Source organism: Pseudomonas tremae (assembly GCF_001401155.1).
GTDB lineage: Bacteria > Pseudomonadota > Gammaproteobacteria > Pseudomonadales > Pseudomonadaceae > Aquipseudomonas > Aquipseudomonas tremae.
In genome coordinates, this window is the sequence record NZ_LJRO01000508.1 from 16,872 (window position 1) to 33,696 (window position 16,825).

Sequence of the window (16,825 nt, forward strand, 5' to 3'; positions counted from 1 at the left end):
ATGACCACCCTGAATCAAGCCCACTGCGAAGCCTGCCGCGCCGACGCTCCGCAGGTCAGTGAAGCCGAATTGCCGGAATTGCTCAGGCAGATCCCTGACTGGAATATCGAAGTTCGCGACAGCGTGATGCAGCTGGAAAAGGTCTTCCTGTTCAAGAATTTCAAATTCGCATTGGCGTTCACCAACGCTGTCGGTGAGATCGCCGAGGCTGAAGGCCATCATCCTGGATTGTTGACGGAGTGGGGCAAAGTCACCGTGACCTGGTGGAGCCACTCGATCAAAGGGCTGCACCGCAACGATTTCATCATGGCCGCGCGCACCGACGAAGTCGCTGAAAGTGCACAAGGTCGCAAATAAAAATCGAGCGATAGATCTGGCGTAGCCAATAGCGCCGCGCCCCGTAAAGCGGCGCAGTGCGACGCTTGCGAGGCAGAAACCGGGACAGTAAAAAAACGATTTTGTTTCGCAGAGCGGCCAATGAGGGTAAAAAAATATCCTGATTGTCATTTTCAGTGGGTTATCCTGCGCATGCTTTTTTAAAGCACGGTTCTATCTGCAACCCCTTGCGAGGAGCGATGACAATGCATGAAATCCCGAACTTCCCACCAGGCCAACAGGAACCACAGCAGTCGACTCTTGCTCAACAAGAGCTTGGTCAACCTGCAGCGATGAAAGCAGCACCCTCGGCTCAAGACAGCCAGAAAGCCGGAAGCAAAGACTGAAGGCGATTGTTTTCAGGCGTATCGAAAAAGGTTTTGCCGATTTTCAATACGCCTGAAAAACCAGCAACAGGCAGACACCGATTCATGAATGATTTCACTGAAACCCAAGCCAGCGCATTGATCGGCACCGCCGAGAAGATGATCGAGGTATGGTCCAGGCTCAGCCCAGAAAAACAGAGCGCCCTGCTCGCCCGCTTCGGCACCCAGGAAAACGCGTTGGCCGCCCTTGTGACCACGCAACTCGTCGCACCAGCGAACAAATAACCCTTCTTTTGCCGTTTATTTAAAACTGTTGCACCTGCATTACCCGATGCGTCGGTATGATGAGCACTTCGAGAGCTTGCTAAGGGTTTTCCCCTGCCCGCTCGAACGTCACGCCCGCACAGAATGAAAGCCTGCCCCATGCCCGACACACAGCAAACCCCGCAAAGCCCGATGGCCGTCACCCTGACTGTTGTCTCCATAGTGATGTTCACCTTCATCGGCTACCTGAACATCGGCATCCCCCTTGCCGTCCTGCCTGGCTATGTCCACAGCGATCTGGGCTTCGGGGCGGTGATCGCAGGGCTGGTCATCAGCGTGCAGTACCTGGCAACCTTGGTCAGCCGGCCTTGGTCGAGTCGCATCGTCGATAATCTGGGCAGCAAGAAAGCGGTGCAGATAGGCCTGACGGGTTGTGGCTTGAGCGGCGTGTTCATGCTGGTGCCAGTCTGGCTGGACGACTGGCCGATGACGAGCCTGGTGATTCTGCTGATTGGCCGGGTAATCCTCGGTAGCGCGGAAAGCCTGGTGGGCTCCGGCTCGATTGGCTGGGGTATCGGCCGGGTTGGCGCGCAGAACACTGCCAAGGTGATTTCCTGGAACGGCATCGCCAGCTATGGCGCACTGGCCGTTGGCGCGCCACTGGGTGTGTGGATGGTCGACTCGCTCGGGCTGTGGACAGTCGGCGTGAGCATCATGCTGCTGTGCTCGCTGGGGCTTTACCTGACCTGGCACAAGCAGGCCGCGCCGATCGTGCAAGGCGAACGACTGCCGTTCATGCATGTACTGGGACGGGTGTTCCCGCACGGCATGGGCCTTGCGCTGGGCGGCATTGGCTTCGGCACCATCGCAACGTTCATTACCTTGTATTACGCCAGCAACCATTGGCCGAATGCAGCACTGTGCCTGACGGTGTTCGGCGGCAGCTTCATCGCGGCACGCTTGCTGTTTGGCAGCCTGATCAACCGTCTGGGCGGCTTTCGGGTCGCCATCGTTTGCCTGTCAGTGGAAAGCCTGGGGTTGTTGCTGCTGTGGATAGCGCCAACGCCGGAGCTGGCGCTGGCAGGTGCAGCTCTGACCGGCTTCGGCTTCTCGCTGGTGTTCCCGGCGCTGGGCGTGGAGGCGGTCAATCTGGTTCCGGCCTCAAGCCGGGGTGCCGCAGTGGGCGCGTACTCGCTGTTCATCGACCTGTCACTGGGCATCACCGGCCCTCTGGCAGGCGCAATTGCTGCCGGGTTCGGCTTCGTTTCGATCTTTCTGTTCGCGGCGCTGGCGTCACTCGCCGGGCTGGGGTTGAGCATTTACATGTACAAGCAGGCTCAGGCGTTGCACCAGTAATGATCTCATCTATCGTGCGACGCACCGCGTCCGGTATTGAAGGACCACTCAGAAATCCACTTTCCCGCGCCCTGCTTTGATCGAGCCGCGCTTGCTCTTGGACTCGAGCCTGCGGGTCTTGGAGCCCAGAGTCGGTCGGGTCGGGCGGCGTTTCTTTTCGACCTTGGCGGCGTTTACTATCAGCTCGCTCAAGCGCAGCAACGCGTCGGCACGGTTCTGCTCTTGCGTTCGGTACTGCTGGGCCTTGATTACAATCACCCCGTCACTGGTGATCCGACTGTCGCTAAGCGCCAGCAACCGTTCCTTGTAGAACGGCGGCAGCGATGAAGCGTTGATGTCGAAACGTAAGTGCATGGCGCTGGAAACCTTGTTGACGTTCTGCCCACCCGCACCCTGGGCACGAATGGCAGTCAGCTCGATCTCGGCGTCCGGCAGATGGACATTGTTGGAAATCACCAGCATCAAGGCATCTTCTTTTCTGTAACAGACACGTTTACTTGCCAACCCCGGCATTCAGCATAACGCTACGCCTGTTTTTGGCCCAATAACATACCCACATAACCGCCAGCCACACCGGGATTGCGTAAACCGAGATCTGAATGCCGGGGATCATCAGCATGATGCCGAGAATAAACACCACAAAAGCCAGGCACACGTAATTGCCATAGGGATACCACAGCGCCTTGAACAGCGGCACTTGCCCTGTGCGATTCATGTGCTGGCGGAATTTCAGGTGCGAGTAGCTGATCATCGCCCAGTTGATCACCAACGTGGCCACCACCAGCGACATCAACAGCTCCAGCGCCTGATGCGGCACGAAGTAATTGAGCAACACCGCCACCAGGGTCACGGCCGAAGAGGCAAAGATTGCCTTGACCGGCACGCCGCGTCTGTCGACCTGGGCCAGCGCTTTAGGCGCATCGCCCTGCTCGGCCATCCCCACCAGCATGCGGCTGTTGCAATAGGTGCCGCTGTTGTAGACCGACAGCGCAGCGGTCAGCACCACAAAGTTGAGGATGTGTGCAGCCGTGTCGCTGCCCAGCATCGAGAACACTTGCACAAACGGGCTGCCGCTGTACGAATCACCCGAGGCATTGAGGCTGGCCAGCAGGCTGTCCCACGGCGTCAGCGACAACAGCACCACCAGCGCACCGATGTAGAAAATCAGGATGCGATAGATGACCTGATTGATCGCCTTGGGGATGACGGTTTTCGGCTGTTCGGCCTCGGCAGCGGTGAAACCGAGCATTTCGAGGCCGCCGAACGAGAACATGATGATCGCCAGCGCCATGACCAGCCCGCTAACGCCATTGGGGAAGAACCCGCCGTGCTCCCAAAGGTTGCTGACCGATGCCTGCGGGCCACCGCTGCCGCTAACCAGCATGTAGCTACCCAGCGCGATCATGCCGATGATTGCCACCACCTTGATGATCGCGAACCAGAACTCGGTCTCGCCAAAGACCTTGACGTTGGTCAGGTTGATGGCATTGATCAAAACAAAAAAGGCCGCCGCCGACACCCAGCTTGGTATATCGGGCAACCAGTAATGAATGTATTTGCCGACCGCGGTCAGCTCCGACATACCCACCAGGATGTACAGCAGCCAGCAGTTCCAGCCCGACAGAAAGCCGGCGAAACCGCCCCAGTAGTTGTGTGCAAAATGGCTGAACGACCCTGCCACCGGCTCCTCGACAATCATCTCGCCCAGCTGGCGCATGATCATGAAGGCGATGAAACCACAAATGGCATAGCCGAGAATCATCGAGGGGCCAGCAGATTTCAATACACCCGCCGAACCGAGAAACAGGCCGGTGCCGATGGCGCCGCCTAGCGCGATCAACTGGATATGCCGATTCTTCAGGCCACGTTTCAACTCGCCTGACGGTGCGGATGTTTCACTCATTCAATAGCCACCTGGTGTTCTTGTTCTGTGACGGAAAAGGACCTGCCGCGCTCGTGACACAGCAGAACTGCAGTACCCGGAGCGAGAGCCCGGCGTATTGAACAGCAATGGTTCACAGAAAAAGGCGCAGCATTGTACACCTGCATCCCGGCTGAAGTTCAAAACGGGGGAACGGATGTGCATCGGCTGTGTGACAGCGCTTTTCAAAGCGCCAGAAACAACAACGCCAGCCCTAAGGACTGGCGTTGCCGCTCATTTACACGATCACTCGGGCTTGCGACGACCGAAGCCAGGGCGCTGACCCGAACCTGCCGGTGGGCCACGACGTTTGCCGGACGGCGCGTCATCGTTGACCAGCTTGATGCCGACACGCTTTGGGCCGGGCTTGGCAGGACGTTTGTTCATCTCGCTTGGACGCTCGGCGACCGGCGTGCCACGGCTGTTGTCGGCCGGACGCGGCGCGCGGGAACCGGGCTTGCCGGAATCCTTGCGCGGTGACGGACGCTGAGTCGAATCGCCGCCACGCGGACGATCACGCTCGCTGCCGGTGATCTGCGGCTGACGCGGGGCGCGGTCGCTGTTCGCCGGAGCGCCAGCGGCAGGACGCAGCGTACGGACAACGCGCTCGCCCTTGCCCAACGGACGGGACGATTGACGCTGCAGACGCTCCATCTTGTCCTTGGTTTTGGCATTCATCTGCGGCTGGGCCACAGGCTGAAGGCCGACTTCGGCAGCCAGAATGTCGACTTCGTACTGACTCATTTCACGCCAGCGGCCCATCGGCAGGTCGGAGTTGAGGAACACCGGCCCGTAACGCACGCGCTTCAGACGGCTGACCACCAGCCCCTGGGATTCCCAGAGACGACGCACTTCGCGGTTACGGCCTTCCATCACCACGCAGTGGTACCAGTGGTTGAAGCCTTCGCCGCCCGGAGCCTGCTGGATATCGGTGAAACGCGCAGGACCGTCTTCGAGGATCACGCCGTTCTTGAGGCGCAGCAGCATGTCGTCATCGACCTCGCCACGCACACGAACTGCGTATTCGCGGTCCATTTCGAACGAGGGGTGCATCAAACGGTTGGCGAGTTCGCCGTCGGTGGTGAACATCAGCAAGCCAGTGGTGTTGATGTCGAGACGACCGATGTTGATCCAGCGGCCTTCTTTAGGGCGCGGCAGACGATCAAACACGGTCGGACGGCCTTCAGGGTCGTCACGGGTGCAGATTTCGCCATCGGGTTTGTTGTACATGATTACGCGACGGACTGTTTCAGCCGCTTCTTCGCGCTTGATGACGCGACCATCGACACTGATGGCGTCATGCAGGTCGACGCGTTGACCGAGGGTCGCGTCCTTGCCGTTGACCTTGATACGGCCTTGGGTAATCCAGGCTTCTACGTCACGGCGTGAACCCACGCCAATGCGCGCCAGAACCTTCTGCAGCTTTTCGCCTGCGGGTCCGATTTCCTGGCTGTCCTGCTTGTCTTTTTCACTCATCTGGGCACCTCCCGGTGTGTCGAATCAGGGCTGGCCGAGAACCGGCAAGACCTGTGCCCTGCGCGCTGTAGGAAGCGGCAAGGCGAAATACTTGAAAGCCCGGGCGATTGCTTATCGCCGAGGGTCGGCCATCATACGCCCCTGAGCATTTTTACGCATCAAGCGCCAGAGACAAATGCCGGTATCACTTCTTCTTTTTGCGACCGGCGGTCTTGAGCTTCGCCAGCCGTTTGGCGGACTCCTCGAGCACGCTGCGCTTGTCGTCTTTTTCCAGCTTCTTCCAGGCCTTGATTTCCCGCTTGCTGCGGCCACACCCAAGGCAAATGTCATCATCGAATTTGCACAGGCTGATGCAGGGGTTCTTGGTCGAACTCATGGGTCAGCGAATCTCATGGCTGGGGATATCAGATGTGACCGTGGCGTGGCAGAGGAATTCGACCGGAAGCTCGCAGGGCATCGGCACGACAGTCAGAGAATATCGTTTCGCACGCTCCTGCTCTACATTGCAAAGAGGGACGCGGAACGTCCAGAAAGGCGCTACCACGCGGAGTGTGGGAGCGAGAATCAGGCCTCGTCTTCTTTATCCTTGCCCTTATTCTCAGCCTCAGCCTCTGGCTCCGCTCGCAACAGGTCATCGAAGTCAATCTTGAGTCCCTGTTCCATCGAATCGAGCTCCACCAGCAGGCTGCGGAAGCTGGTCTCGTCGCGCGGGGCCTCGGGCTCTTCGTCCGGGTCGAGACTGGCATCGGCCAGCGCCTGCAAATGGGCGGGCACCGGGGCTTCCTCGAAGTCCATCACCGGTTCCGTTTCCATTTCGCGCAGGTCGGCCAGCGGCGGCAGTTCATCCAGGCTTTTGAGGTTGAAGTGATCGAGAAAGCCCTTGGTGGTAGCGAACATCGCCGGTTTGCCCGGCACGTCGCGGTAGCCCACGACGCGAATCCATTCGCGCTCCAGCAGTGTCTTGACGATGTGGCTGTTGACCGCCACACCACGCACGTCTTCGATCTCGCCACGGGTGATCGGCTGGCGATAGGCAATCAATGCCAGAGTTTCCAGCATGGCCCGGGAGTAACGCTGCGGTCGTTCTTCCCACAACCGTCCGACCCACGGCGAAAAGCGGTCCCGAATCTGCAATCGGTAGCCCGAGGCCACTTCCTTGAGCTCAAAAGCGCGCCCCTCGCAGGACTTGCGCAGCACCTCCAGCGCTTTCTTGAACACCGGAGGCTCGGGCCGCTCGCCTTCTTCGAATAGCTCATACAGCCGTTCAAGCGTCTGCGGTTTTCCGGAGGCCAGCAGAAATGCTTCAAGCAACGGGGCCAGTTCGCGAGGTTCGTTGAGGTTCATGGGTGTATTCTTGCTCTACTCGGCTCGCGCCCGGACATGGATCGCCGCAAAGGGCTCGTTTTGGACCAGTTCGACAAGGGATTCCTTGACCAGCTCAAGCACGGCCATGAATGTCACAACCACCCCCAAGCGTCCTTCTTCAGCAGTGAACAGCTCGGCAAACGGCACGAAACCGCCGCCCTTGAGCCGCTCCAGCACATCGCTCATGCGTTCGCGGGTGGACAGGGCCTCGCGGCTGACCTGATGACTCTCGAACATGTCACCGCGATGCAGCACTTCGGCCATGGACATCAGCACTTCCTCAAGGCTGACATCCGGCAACAGCTTGCGGGCGCGGGCTTCAGGAGCGTCGAGTTTCGGCACGATCACATCGCGACCGACCCGTTTCAGGCCGTCGATGCCTTCAGCGGCGGCCTTGAAACGCTCGTATTCCTGCAGGCGGCGAATCAGTTCGGCACGTGGGTCGCCCTCTTCCTCTTCTATTTCCGCCGAGCGCGGCAACAGCATGCGCGACTTGATCTCGGCCAGCATGGCCGCCATGACCAGGTATTCCGCCGCCAACTCCAGGCGCACGGTTTTCATCAACTCGACATAACCCATGTATTGCTTGGTGATTTCGGCCACCGGGATGTCGAGGATGTCGATGTTCTGTTTGCGGATCAGGTACAGCAGCAGGTCGAGCGGTCCTTCGAACGCTTCGAGAAAAACCTCGAGCGCATCCGGCGGAATGTACAGGTCCAGCGGCATCTGCGTGACCGCCCGTCCGTAGACCAGCGCGAACGGCAGCTCCTGCTGGGCATCAGCCTGGCTGTCTGCGACCTCGACGACCGTCATTAAGCGCGTTCACCGAACGGCGCCGGATCACCACAACCGACACGAACGATCTGCGGCTCGCCCTCGGACAGATTGACGACTGTGGACGCGGAGATGCCACCGATACCGCCGTCGATGATCAGGTCAACGTGATGTTCGAGCACCTGGCGCATCTCGTACGGGTCGCTCAAGGGCACCGTGTCACCGGGCATGATCAGGCTGACGCTCATCAGCGGCTCGCCCAGTTGCTCTAGCAATGCCTGGGCGATGGGGTGGCTGGGTACGCGCAGGCCGATGGTGCGGCGCTTGGGGTGCAGCACCAGGCGCGGCACTTCACGAGTGGCGTTGAGAATGAAGGTATACGGCCCTGGCGTATGCGCCTTGAGCGCGCGAAAGGCACCGGTGTCGACCTTGGCAAACAGCCCCAGTTGCGACAGGTCGCAGCACATCAGGGTGAAATTGTGCTTGTCGTCCAGTTGGCGCAGACGGCGAATACGCTCGATGGCGCTCTTGTCGCCAATCTGGCAACCCAGCGCGTAGGACGAATCTGTCGGGTACACCACCAGCCCGCCGGCTTTTATGATTTCCGCGGCCTGTTTGATCAGGCGCGGCTGCGGGTTTTCCGGATGGACCTGGAAAAATTGACTCACGGTAACTTCCTGTTCAGACGGCGGCAGTAGGCTGTTCATGTTTGAATCTGCACCATAAAGGCGGTAGATCCTCCGGCACCGGACGATAGGTGCCGATCTCGCCCCAGGCACCGGGACCGTGGAAATCGCTGCCGGCAGACACCAGCAGACCGAACTCACGGGCGAGGATGGCCAGGGTTCCGACCTGATCGGCAGGCTGCATGCCATTGACCACTTCTATGGCATGCCCACCGGCCTGGACGAAATCGCCGACCAGTTTACGCCGTTTACTGCGGGTAAAGTCATAATGCGAAGGATGCGCGAGGCTGACCCAAGCGCCAGAGGCGCGCAACGTCGCCACCGTTTCTTCCAGCGTCGGCCAATGCTGCTTGACATCGCCCAGTTTGCCCGCACCCAGCCATTTGCGAAATGCTTCGGCGCGATCCTTGACGTAACCACCGCGCACCAGAAAGTCGGCAAAGTGCGGACGCGCCGGTGCATTGCCGCTGTCGCCGAGCTCTTGCTGGATCGCCCGCGCGCCTTCCAGCGCTCCAGGCATACCTTTGATCGCCAATTTACGGCTGATTTCTTCGGCACGCAGCCAGCGTCCGTCATGCAAACGGGCGATGGCGTCGGTCAACGCAGGGGCCTGAGTATCGAACCCGTAACCCAGCACATGAATAGTCGCGCCGCCCCAGACACAAGACAGTTCCACCCCATTGACCAGTTGCATACCCAATGAAAGCGCCGCCGCACGGGCTTCTTCAAGCCCTTCGAGCGTGTCGTGGTCAGTCAGAGAAAGGACGCGCACGCCGTTTTCATGGGCACGGGCAACCAGCGCCGTGGGCGAGAGCGCCCCGTCGGAAGCGGTGCTGTGGCAATGCAGGTCAACATTCATAGTGGTGCTTTCGTGTTCATTGATGTTTGTTATTATGCCGCCACATCCTGCTTCTGGCTGCCATTGTGAAACAATTCATCGACTTCATCCCGCTGCTCCTGTTTTTCATCGTTTATAAAACCGAGCCGCGCGCCGTGGATATCCTCGGCAATACCTATATGGTAGGCGGCATTTTCAGTGCAACGGCGATGCTGATCATCAGTTCGGTGGTGGTTTACGGCATTCTTTACATCAAACAGCGCAAGCTGGAAAAAAGCCAGTGGCTGACGCTGGTCGCCTGCCTGGTGTTCGGCAGCCTGACACTGGCCTTCCACAGCGAAACCTTCCTGAAGTGGAAAGCGCCGGTGGTCAACTGGCTATTTGCGGTCGCCTTCGCCGGCAGCCACTTCATTGGCGATCGCCCGCTGATCCAGCGCATCATGGGCCACGCGCTGACCTTGCCGGCGGCCATCTGGACCAGACTGAACATCGCGTGGATCATCTTCTTCCTGTTCTGTGGAGCGGCCAATCTGTACGTGGCGTTCACCTACCAAGAGTTCTGGGTCGACTTCAAGGTGTTCGGCAGCCTGGGCATGACCCTGCTGTTCCTGGTCGGTCAAGGCATCTACCTGTCGCGTCACCTGCACGACACCGCTCCCAATACGACCAAATCCGAGGACTGACATGCTCTACGCAATCATCGCCACCGACGTCGAAAATTCGCTGGAAAAACGCATGAGCGTTCGCCCTGCGCACCTTGAGCGCCTGAATGCGCTCAAGGACGCTGGCCGACTGGTGCTGGCCGGCCCGCACCCTGCGGTCGACAGCAACGATCCAGGCGCAGCCGGTTTCAGCGGCAGCCTGGTCGTGGCCGAATTCGAATCACTGAGCGCAGCCAAAGTCTGGGCCGACGCCGACCCGTATGTTGCAGCAGGCGCCTATGCTCACGTCGTGGTCAAGCCGTTCAAGCAGGTCATGCCCTGACCCTGCCCGACCGACTTTTTAACAGCTCTGCTTTCTGATCGAGGCAGAGTCACGCGGCACCCCGGCAGTGGCCAATTGAGTGAGTCATGAGCGAGCTGTTACTAATAGATGATGATCAGGAGCTGTGCGAACTGCTGAGCAGTTGGCTGAGCCAGGAAGGCTTTCAGGTGCGCGCCTGCCACGACGGCATCAGCGCGCGGCGGGCACTGGCCGAAGCGGCACCGGCTGCCGTGGTGCTGGATGTGATGCTGCCCGATGGCAGCGGCCTGGAATTGCTCAAGCAATTGCGCGCCGACCACCCCGACCTGCCAGTGGTCATGCTCTCGGCACGTGGCGAACCGCTGGACCGTATTCTGGGCCTGGAACTGGGTGCCGACGATTACCTGGCCAAACCCTGCGACCCCCGCGAACTCACTGCCCGGCTGCGCGCGGTGCTGCGTCGCAGTCATCCGGTGGCATCGTCTACACAGCTGGAACTGGGTGACCTGACGTTCAGCCCGATGCGCGGCGTAGTCAGTGTCGACGAAAAGGAATTGACCCTCACGGTGTCCGAGAGCCGTCTGCTGGAAGCCCTGATGCGCCAGCCTGGCGAGCCGCTGGACAAACAGGAACTGGCACAACTGGCACTGGGTCGCAAACTGACACTGTACGACCGCAGCCTGGACATGCATGTCAGCAACCTGCGCAAGAAAATCGGCCCGCACCCGGACGGACGTCCGCGCATCGTCGCGCTGCGCAGCCGCGGCTACTATTACAGCCTCTGAACAGTTGAAAGCCGCACGCCAAAGCCTTTCGCCTGCAACCCGAAGGGTGCGACGTGTAGCGCTTCCCTTACACAAGCTTTACCAAGCGCTGACTGCGCTTGACCTTGTTCTCCCTAAACTGGGCTCATCGGCATCAAGCCGCACTAGAGACAAGGAGATACACCATGCGCAAGACCCTGATCGCTTTGATGTTTGCCACTGCCCTGCCGACCATTGCCATGGCTGCACCGCCACCTCCACCACCAGGCGGCCCTGACGCAGACGCGCCAGCCATGCGTCTTGATCGTGGTAATCAAGGCCCAGGCCCGGACATGCGTCGCGGCCCAATGGGTGAGCCCGGCCCAGGCATGCATCGCGGACCAGGCCCGCTGGGAGACCTCGACCTGAGCCGTGAACAGCGCCAGCAGATCGACAGGCTGATGCGTGAGCAGAAGCATGAACGTCATGACATCACTCAACGCTACCTGGACAAGATGCCTGCTCCCGAGCAGAAAGCGATGTACAACGAAATCAATGCCAAGCGCGCCCAGACTGACAGTGCAATTCGTGTACTGCTGAGCCCGGAACAGCAGAAGCAGTTCGACGAAATCAAGAAAAGGCAGGACGAACGTCGTGCCGAATGGGCCGAATTCAAAGCCTGGAAAGCGGAAAAAGCGGCAAAAATGCAATAACTGTCAGGCCGTCCGGCCTGACGCGTTGCAACGAACCCGGCATGCACACGCATGCCGGGCTTCTTTTATTCAGATCGAGGAAGTCCCGTGCGCTCACTGTTCTGGCGAATCCTGGCCAGTTTCTGGCTAGCCATTGCTCTGGTGGGAGGCCTGTCAGTGCTGGTGGGGCATATGCTCAATCAGGATGCGTGGATCCTCAATCGCCATCCGTTGCTCAATACGTTGCCGGAACAATGGACACAGCGCTTCGAAGAGCAGGGGGCGAATGATGCTCAGGAGTTTCTCCAGGACATCAAACGCCGTAATCGCATTGACGTTCAGGTACTGAGCGACAGCGGCGAGCCTATGGTGCGGGGCACTTTCCCACCCCGTGCCGCAGCGCTCGAAGCCAGGCAGCAAGCCGATGAGGATCAGGGGCGCAAACTGCCCTGGCGGCGGCTGGCGACTGAATACGTAAGCCCCAAAACCGGCGAAACCTACCTGTTCATCTACCGCGTCCCGCACCCGGAACTTGATGCCTGGCATCGCCAGAGCCTCATGTGGCCATTGAGTGCGCTGGGCATCGCCCTGGTGGTGCTGACCCTGTTCAGCCTGTTTGTGACACTGTCGATCACTCGCCCGCTGAACCGCCTGCGCGGTGCGGTGCATGATCTGGGGCAGACCAGCTACCAACAGCAAAGCCTCGGGCAACTGGCCAATCGTCGGGATGAATTCGGCGTGCTGGCCACCGATTTCAACCGCATGGGCGCACGCCTGCAAAGCCTGATTGGTAGTCAACGTCAGCTATTGCGCGACGTGTCTCATGAACTGCGCTCACCGCTGGCGCGGCTGCGAATCGCGCTGGCACTTGCCGAGCGGGCAGAACCTGCCGAACGGGAACGACTATGGCCGCGCCTGGGCCGTGAATGCGACAGACTGGAAGCATTGATCAGCGAGATTCTCGCCCTGGCGCGTCTGGATGCCGATTTCGCTGTCCCGGAGCCCATTGACCTCAACGCGCTGTTAAACCGCCTGAAGCATGACACGCACCTGGACGGCGTCGAGCAGAATATCAACGTCGAGGTTCAGAGCGCTTTGCAATTGCAAGGCTGGCCGGACATGATCGAGCGGGCGCTGGACAATCTGTTGCGCAATGCCTTGCGCTTCAATGCCCCGGGGCAGAGCATCGAGCTGCAAGCGATTCAGGCTGGCAACCGCATCCGTCTGAGCGTTCGCGATCACGGTCCGGGCGTCGCAGACGAACACCTGGCGCAACTCGGCGAGCCTTTTTATCGAGCGCCTGGACAGACTGCTCCGGGGCACGGCCTGGGTCTGGCGATTGCCAGACGGGCAGCTGAAAGGCACGGCGGCAGCCTGATTCTGGGCAATCACCCTGAAGGCGGCTTTATCGCGACGCTCGATCTGCCGCTCGAGCCGGCCAACGCCAGGTCGCTTCAGACGGTGTAGGAAACGTCGCCGAACAAAGGCCATGCAAGGGGCAACGGGCGAAAACCGGTCGAGCTCGCGCTCGATCGGTTATCAACGCAGTAGCACCGACGTGCAGCAGTTTTCCTGTAACGACTAGCCCTGCCACTCGCTGACATACTCGCCCACGTCAACTTTAGGGGCCTGGCGTGGCGGGTTCAGCGGCGTGCCCAGGTAAAGAAAACCGATCACCTCTTCACCTTCATCAAGCCCGAAGCCCTTGGCAACCTGCGGCGCATAAGACAATTCGCCTGTCCGCCAGACCGCTCCGACACCCAGCGCATAAGCAGCCAGCAGTACGCCGTGGGCCGCACAACCGGCCGTGATCAATTGCTCCGAACGCGGCACCTTGAAGTGGTCCTGCAGCCGGGCGATGACTACCACGACCAGCGGCGCGCGCAACGGGCCAAGACGGGCCTTGTCCAACGCCTGCTGGGTGACTTCGTTGCCGCTTTGCTGCAGCGCCTCCACCAGCAGCTCGCCCATGCGCTCGCGGGCCGAGCCTTCGACAGTCAGAAAACGATACGGCCTCAACTGGCCATGATCGGGCGAGCGCAAGGCCGCGCCGAACATGATTTCCCGCTGAGCCGCGTCCGGGGCCGGGTCGACCAGTCGCGGTACAGATACGCGATTGAGCAAAACGTCGAGCGCCTGCATGGGCGGTCTCCTTGAAAAATGATCTGACATTCTAGAGCCTGTTTACCGTCAATAACGAGCATGACCGGCAAATCCTTACCCTTTGTGTCGAACCTTCCGACCCGCCGTGCCGGTTTACTTGGCACAAAGCGCAGGTAGAATGGCGCCTTTCCCAGACACCACCCAGAGCCATCCATGTCGTTGCCGACCCTTCGCATCATTGGTTTCATCATCGGCATCTTCCTGATCACTCTGGCGGTCGCGATGATTGTGCCCATGGCGACGCTGGTCATCTACGACCGCTTCGAAGACCTGCGCGAGTTTCTGTGGGCCAGCGCTATTACCTTCATCGCCGGGCTGGCGCTGGTGGTGCCCGGACGTCCCGACAATGTGCAACTGCGCCCACGGGACATGTACATGCTGACGGTTTCCAGCTGGATCGTGGTGTGCATCTTCGCTGCCCTACCCTTTCTGCTGACCCAGCACATCAGCTACACCGACTCGTTTTTTGAAAGCATGTCGGGCATTACCGCCACCGGCTCGACCGTACTCAGCAATCTGGACAGCATGTCGCCGGGCATTCTGATCTGGCGCTCGATGCTGCACTGGCTCGGCGGCATCGGCTTCATCGGCATGGCGGTGGCCATTCTTCCGTTATTGCGTATCGGTGGCATGCGCCTGTTCCAGACCGAGTCTTCCGACCGCTCCGAAAAAGTCATGCCGCGCTCGCACATGGTCGCGAAATTTATTGTGCTGGCCTACGTCGGCTTTACCGCGCTGGGCAGCCTGGCCTTCTGGGCAGCAGGCATGAGCCTGTTCGATGCGATCAACCACGCGATGTCGGCCATTTCCACCGGTGGTTTTTCTACCTCCGACCAGTCGCTGGCCAAGTGGCCCCAGCCTGCCGTGCATTGGGTCGCCATCGTGGTGATGATCCTCGGCAGCCTGCCCTTTACTCTCTATGTCGCGACCCTGCGCGGCAACCGCAAGGCGCTGATCAAGGATGAGCAGGTGCAGGGGCTGATCGGTCTGTTGCTGCTCACCTGGCTGGTGATGACCGTCTGGTACGCCAACACCACGGACCTGCCTTGGACCGAAGCGTTGCGCCATGTGGCCCTGAATGTCACGTCGGTGGTCACGACTACAGGCTTTGCACTCGGCGACTACAGCCTGTGGGGCAATTTCTCGCTGATGCTGTTCTTTTACCTGGGCTTCATCGGCGGCTGCTCTGGCTCGACAGCGGGCGGCGTGAAGATTTTCCGCTTCCAGGTGGCCTACATCCTGCTCAAGACCAACCTCAATCAGTTGATCCACCCGCGCGCTGTGATGAAGCAGAAATACAACGGCCATCGTCTGGACGACGAGATCGTTCGCTCGATCCTGACCTTTTCGTTCTTTTTCACGATTACCATCTGCCTGATTGCGCTGATGCTGTCACTGCTTGGTCTGGACTGGATGACCGCGCTCACCGGCGCCGCCAGTACGGTGTCCGGCGTAGGGCCAGGCCTGGGTGAAGTCATCGGGCCGGCCGGTAATTTCTCTACCCTGCCGGATGCCGCCAAATGGATTCTGTCCGGCGGCATGTTGCTGGGTCGACTGGAGATCATTACCGTGCTGGTTCTGTGCGTACCGGCGTTCTGGCGACATTGAGGCCGACCACCGCGATAACACGCCTTCCCGCGCTGCCCCCCTCGTCTTCCGGGCTCTTCGGGACTTGTGTATAACAACAGGAACCAAACACGAGGGTGGCGCACCGTGGATACCATCAAGCGTTTCTCAAGCTTTGCCGAGTTCTATCCCTTCTACCTCGCGGAACACAGCAGCAGTACCAGCCGGCGCCTGCATTTTATCGGCACGTCGCTGGTGGTCTTTTTGCTGGCATTCGGCTTGGGCAGTGGCCGATGGGGGTTGTTGTGGCTGCTGCCGCTTGCGGGTTACGGCTTCGCCTGGGCCGGGCATTTTTTCTTCGAGAAAAACCGTCCGGCCACGTTCAGGCACCCGTTCTACAGCCTGCTCGGCGACTTCGTGATGTACCGCGACATGCTGTTGGGCAAGGTGCCGTTCTGAGGTTCAGGCAGCAGGCTCGCTGACCGGTTCCTGCGCCACCACTTGCTGCGCTTTCAGGTGTGCATCAGCCAGGCGGAACAGTTCGATGTTGCCATCCAGGTGCTCGATCAAGGCAGTACAGGATTCGACCCAGTCACCGCAATTAAGGTATTCCACACCGCCCACCTGACGAATTTCAGCGTGGTGAATATGCCCACACACCACGCCGTCCAGGCCGCGCTTGACGCACTCGTGGGCGATGGCTTCCTCGAAGTCGCTGATGAAGCTCACGGCGCTCTTGACCTTGTGCTTCAGGTACGCCGACAACGACCAATAGCCATAGCCATACTTGGCCCGCCAGTGGTTCAGCCAGCGATTGAGGGTCAGGGTGAACTCGTAGGCCGAATCGCCCAGAAAGGCCAGCCAGCGGTGATAGCGGGTGATCACGTCGAACTGGTCGCCGTGTATCACCAGAAAACGTCGGCCATCTGCCGTCAGGTGCTCGATTTCGTCTACCAGTTGTATGTTGCCCAGCACCAGTTTCGAGTAACGGCGCAGAAACTCGTCATGATTGCCTGTGACGTAGATGACCTCGGTACCACGCTTACTCATGGTCAGCAGGCGGCGGATCACGTTGGTATGCGCTTGTGGCCAATACATGCCGCCACGCAGCTTCCAGCCATCAATTATGTCGCCCACCAGATACACCTTGTCAGCCTGATAGCGCTTGAGAAAGGCAGACAGATGCTCGGCCTGGCAATCACGCGTGCCAAGGTGAACGTCGGAAATCCACAAGGTCCGCACACGTTGTTTGCGGCTGGGTGTGGCGAGCTGGGCACTGCTCATGGGGACGACCTCCGGCATGGTTTCGAAGAGAGT

The 16,825-nt window shown here is 59.8% G+C and carries 19 protein-coding genes and 1 pseudogene; 10 read left to right on the forward strand and 10 right to left on the reverse strand.

Features of this window, described 5'->3' with window-relative positions:
• The 3 genes from ALO43_RS27565 to ALO43_RS27575 all read left to right on the forward strand — a co-directional run bounded on the left by ALO43_RS27565 (nucleotide 1) and on the right by ALO43_RS27575 (nucleotide 2,321).
• Entirely contained in the window at nucleotides 1-357 is a 357-nt protein-coding gene (locus tag ALO43_RS27565; protein ID WP_005889862.1) for a 4a-hydroxytetrahydrobiopterin dehydratase, read from the forward strand.
• Between the two features lie 449 nt (nucleotides 358-806).
• The gene (locus ALO43_RS27570) at nucleotides 807-986 is read left to right on the forward strand and encodes a hypothetical protein (protein ID WP_005889859.1); all 180 of its coding nucleotides are present in this window, start codon (nucleotides 807-809) and stop codon (nucleotides 984-986) included.
• A gap of 138 nt (nucleotides 987-1,124) precedes the next feature.
• Nucleotides 1,125-2,321 carry an MFS transporter gene (locus ALO43_RS27575; RefSeq protein WP_024689772.1) on the forward strand — a complete coding sequence of 399 codons (1,197 nt, stop codon included), beginning with the start codon at nucleotides 1,125-1,127 and terminating at the stop codon, nucleotides 2,319-2,321.
• 48 nt (nucleotides 2,322-2,369) lie between these two features.
• On the opposite strand, the gene arfB is transcribed toward ALO43_RS27575, so the two are convergent.
• The 8 genes and pseudogenes from arfB to ALO43_RS27615 all read right to left on the reverse strand — a co-directional run bounded on the left by arfB (nucleotide 2,370) and on the right by ALO43_RS27615 (nucleotide 9,402).
• A complete protein-coding gene (gene arfB, locus ALO43_RS27580) occupies nucleotides 2,370-2,783 on the reverse strand; it encodes an alternative ribosome rescue aminoacyl-tRNA hydrolase ArfB (protein WP_005889854.1) in 414 nt (137 codons plus the stop codon).
• A 31-nt stretch (nucleotides 2,784-2,814) separates the two neighbouring features.
• Nucleotides 2,815-4,220: pseudogene (locus ALO43_RS27585) on the reverse strand (amino acid permease).
• Between the two features lie 268 nt (nucleotides 4,221-4,488).
• Nucleotides 4,489-5,718, reverse strand: a complete 1,230-nt coding sequence (gene rluB / locus ALO43_RS27590; RefSeq protein WP_005889850.1) for a 23S rRNA pseudouridine(2605) synthase RluB — start codon at nucleotides 5,716-5,718, stop codon at nucleotides 4,489-4,491.
• Nucleotides 5,719-5,902: 184 nt separating this feature from the next.
• A complete protein-coding gene (locus tag ALO43_RS27595) occupies nucleotides 5,903-6,094 on the reverse strand; it encodes a DUF1289 domain-containing protein (RefSeq protein WP_005889849.1) in 192 nt (63 codons plus the stop codon).
• 188 nt (nucleotides 6,095-6,282) lie between these two features.
• Nucleotides 6,283-7,062 (reverse strand): SMC-Scp complex subunit ScpB, encoded by a 780-nt coding sequence (scpB, locus tag ALO43_RS27600; RefSeq protein ID WP_005889848.1) that lies wholly within the window; start codon nucleotides 7,060-7,062, stop codon nucleotides 6,283-6,285.
• Between the two features lie 15 nt (nucleotides 7,063-7,077).
• Nucleotides 7,078-7,896: a segregation and condensation protein A gene (locus ALO43_RS27605; protein WP_005889847.1), complete on the reverse strand. Its 819-nt coding sequence runs from the start codon at nucleotides 7,894-7,896 to the stop codon at nucleotides 7,078-7,080.
• A complete protein-coding gene (locus ALO43_RS27610; RefSeq protein WP_005889846.1) occupies nucleotides 7,896-8,525 on the reverse strand; it encodes an L-threonylcarbamoyladenylate synthase in 630 nt (209 codons plus the stop codon). The genes ALO43_RS27605 and ALO43_RS27610 overlap by 1 nt, the downstream gene beginning before the upstream one ends.
• A 13-nt stretch (nucleotides 8,526-8,538) precedes the next feature.
• Nucleotides 8,539-9,402, reverse strand: a complete 864-nt coding sequence (locus ALO43_RS27615) for a PHP domain-containing protein (RefSeq protein WP_053480531.1) — start codon at nucleotides 9,400-9,402, stop codon at nucleotides 8,539-8,541.
• Between the two features lie 65 nt (nucleotides 9,403-9,467).
• Here ALO43_RS27615 and ALO43_RS27620 point away from each other — a divergent pair, with 65 nt between their 5' ends.
• From ALO43_RS27620 to ALO43_RS27640, 5 genes are all read left to right on the forward strand, one after another.
• On the forward strand, nucleotides 9,468-10,064 hold the full coding sequence (locus ALO43_RS27620) for a septation protein A (RefSeq protein ID WP_005889842.1): 597 nt from the start codon (nucleotides 9,468-9,470) through the stop codon (nucleotides 10,062-10,064).
• A 1-nt stretch (nucleotide 10,065) separates the two neighbouring features.
• The gene (locus ALO43_RS27625) at nucleotides 10,066-10,365 is read left to right on the forward strand and encodes a YciI family protein (protein WP_024689771.1); all 300 of its coding nucleotides are present in this window, start codon (nucleotides 10,066-10,068) and stop codon (nucleotides 10,363-10,365) included.
• Between the two features lie 86 nt (nucleotides 10,366-10,451).
• Nucleotides 10,452-11,129 (forward strand): response regulator transcription factor, encoded by a 678-nt coding sequence (locus tag ALO43_RS27630; protein ID WP_053931382.1) that lies wholly within the window; start codon nucleotides 10,452-10,454, stop codon nucleotides 11,127-11,129.
• Nucleotides 11,130-11,293: 164 nt separating this feature from the next.
• Nucleotides 11,294-11,800, forward strand: coding sequence for a hypothetical protein (locus ALO43_RS27635; protein WP_005889833.1), 507 nt, complete (start codon nucleotides 11,294-11,296; stop codon nucleotides 11,798-11,800).
• An 87-nt stretch (nucleotides 11,801-11,887) separates the two neighbouring features.
• On the forward strand, nucleotides 11,888-13,246 hold the full coding sequence (locus ALO43_RS27640; RefSeq protein WP_054998453.1) for a sensor histidine kinase: 1,359 nt from the start codon (nucleotides 11,888-11,890) through the stop codon (nucleotides 13,244-13,246).
• A 114-nt stretch (nucleotides 13,247-13,360) separates the two neighbouring features.
• Here ALO43_RS27640 and ALO43_RS27645 read toward each other — a convergent pair whose 3' ends face one another.
• A complete protein-coding gene (locus ALO43_RS27645) occupies nucleotides 13,361-13,921 on the reverse strand; it encodes a nitroreductase family protein (RefSeq protein WP_005889829.1) in 561 nt (186 codons plus the stop codon).
• Between the two features lie 174 nt (nucleotides 13,922-14,095).
• Here ALO43_RS27645 and ALO43_RS27650 point away from each other — a divergent pair, with 174 nt between their 5' ends.
• Complete coding sequence (locus ALO43_RS27650; protein WP_024669855.1) at nucleotides 14,096-15,550, forward strand: TrkH family potassium uptake protein; 1,455 nt, start codon at nucleotides 14,096-14,098, stop codon at nucleotides 15,548-15,550.
• A 105-nt stretch (nucleotides 15,551-15,655) separates the two neighbouring features.
• Nucleotides 15,656-15,967 (forward strand): Mpo1-like protein, encoded by a 312-nt coding sequence (locus tag ALO43_RS27655; protein WP_005889823.1) that lies wholly within the window; start codon nucleotides 15,656-15,658, stop codon nucleotides 15,965-15,967.
• Nucleotides 15,968-15,970: 3 nt separating this feature from the next.
• On the opposite strand, the gene ALO43_RS27660 is transcribed toward ALO43_RS27655, so the two are convergent.
• Nucleotides 15,971-16,792 (reverse strand): UDP-2,3-diacylglucosamine diphosphatase, encoded by an 822-nt coding sequence (locus ALO43_RS27660; protein ID WP_054998454.1) that lies wholly within the window; start codon nucleotides 16,790-16,792, stop codon nucleotides 15,971-15,973.
• Between the last annotated feature and the right edge of the window lie 33 nt (nucleotides 16,793-16,825).

Excerpts from the sequence above, each read along its gene's own strand:
- ALO43_RS27565 (WP_005889862.1), top strand. The coding sequence starts at position 1 with ATGACCACCCTGAATCAAGCCCACTGCGAAGCCTGCCGCGCCGACGCT.
- ALO43_RS27570 (WP_005889859.1), top strand. The coding sequence starts at position 807 with ATGAATGATTTCACTGAAACCCAAGCCAGCGCATTGATCGGCACCGCC.
- ALO43_RS27575 (WP_024689772.1), top strand. The coding sequence starts at position 1,125 with ATGCCCGACACACAGCAAACCCCGCAAAGCCCGATGGCCGTCACCCTG.
- arfB (WP_005889854.1), bottom strand. The coding sequence starts at position 2,783 with ATGCTGGTGATTTCCAACAATGTCCATCTGCCGGACGCCGAGATCGAG.
- rluB (WP_005889850.1), bottom strand. The coding sequence starts at position 5,718 with ATGAGTGAAAAAGACAAGCAGGACAGCCAGGAAATCGGACCCGCAGGC.
- ALO43_RS27595 (WP_005889849.1), bottom strand. The coding sequence starts at position 6,094 with ATGAGTTCGACCAAGAACCCCTGCATCAGCCTGTGCAAATTCGATGAT.
- scpB (WP_005889848.1), bottom strand. The coding sequence starts at position 7,062 with ATGAACCTCAACGAACCTCGCGAACTGGCCCCGTTGCTTGAAGCATTT.
- ALO43_RS27605 (WP_005889847.1), bottom strand. The coding sequence starts at position 7,896 with ATGACGGTCGTCGAGGTCGCAGACAGCCAGGCTGATGCCCAGCAGGAG.
- ALO43_RS27615 (WP_053480531.1), bottom strand. The coding sequence starts at position 9,402 with ATGAATGTTGACCTGCATTGCCACAGCACCGCTTCCGACGGGGCGCTC.
- ALO43_RS27625 (WP_024689771.1), top strand. The coding sequence starts at position 10,066 with ATGCTCTACGCAATCATCGCCACCGACGTCGAAAATTCGCTGGAAAAA.
- ALO43_RS27630 (WP_053931382.1), top strand. The coding sequence starts at position 10,452 with ATGAGCGAGCTGTTACTAATAGATGATGATCAGGAGCTGTGCGAACTG.
- ALO43_RS27635 (WP_005889833.1), top strand. The coding sequence starts at position 11,294 with ATGCGCAAGACCCTGATCGCTTTGATGTTTGCCACTGCCCTGCCGACC.
- ALO43_RS27645 (WP_005889829.1), bottom strand. The coding sequence starts at position 13,921 with ATGCAGGCGCTCGACGTTTTGCTCAATCGCGTATCTGTACCGCGACTG.
- ALO43_RS27650 (WP_024669855.1), top strand. The coding sequence starts at position 14,096 with ATGTCGTTGCCGACCCTTCGCATCATTGGTTTCATCATCGGCATCTTC.
- ALO43_RS27660 (WP_054998454.1), bottom strand. The coding sequence starts at position 16,792 with ATGAGCAGTGCCCAGCTCGCCACACCCAGCCGCAAACAACGTGTGCGG.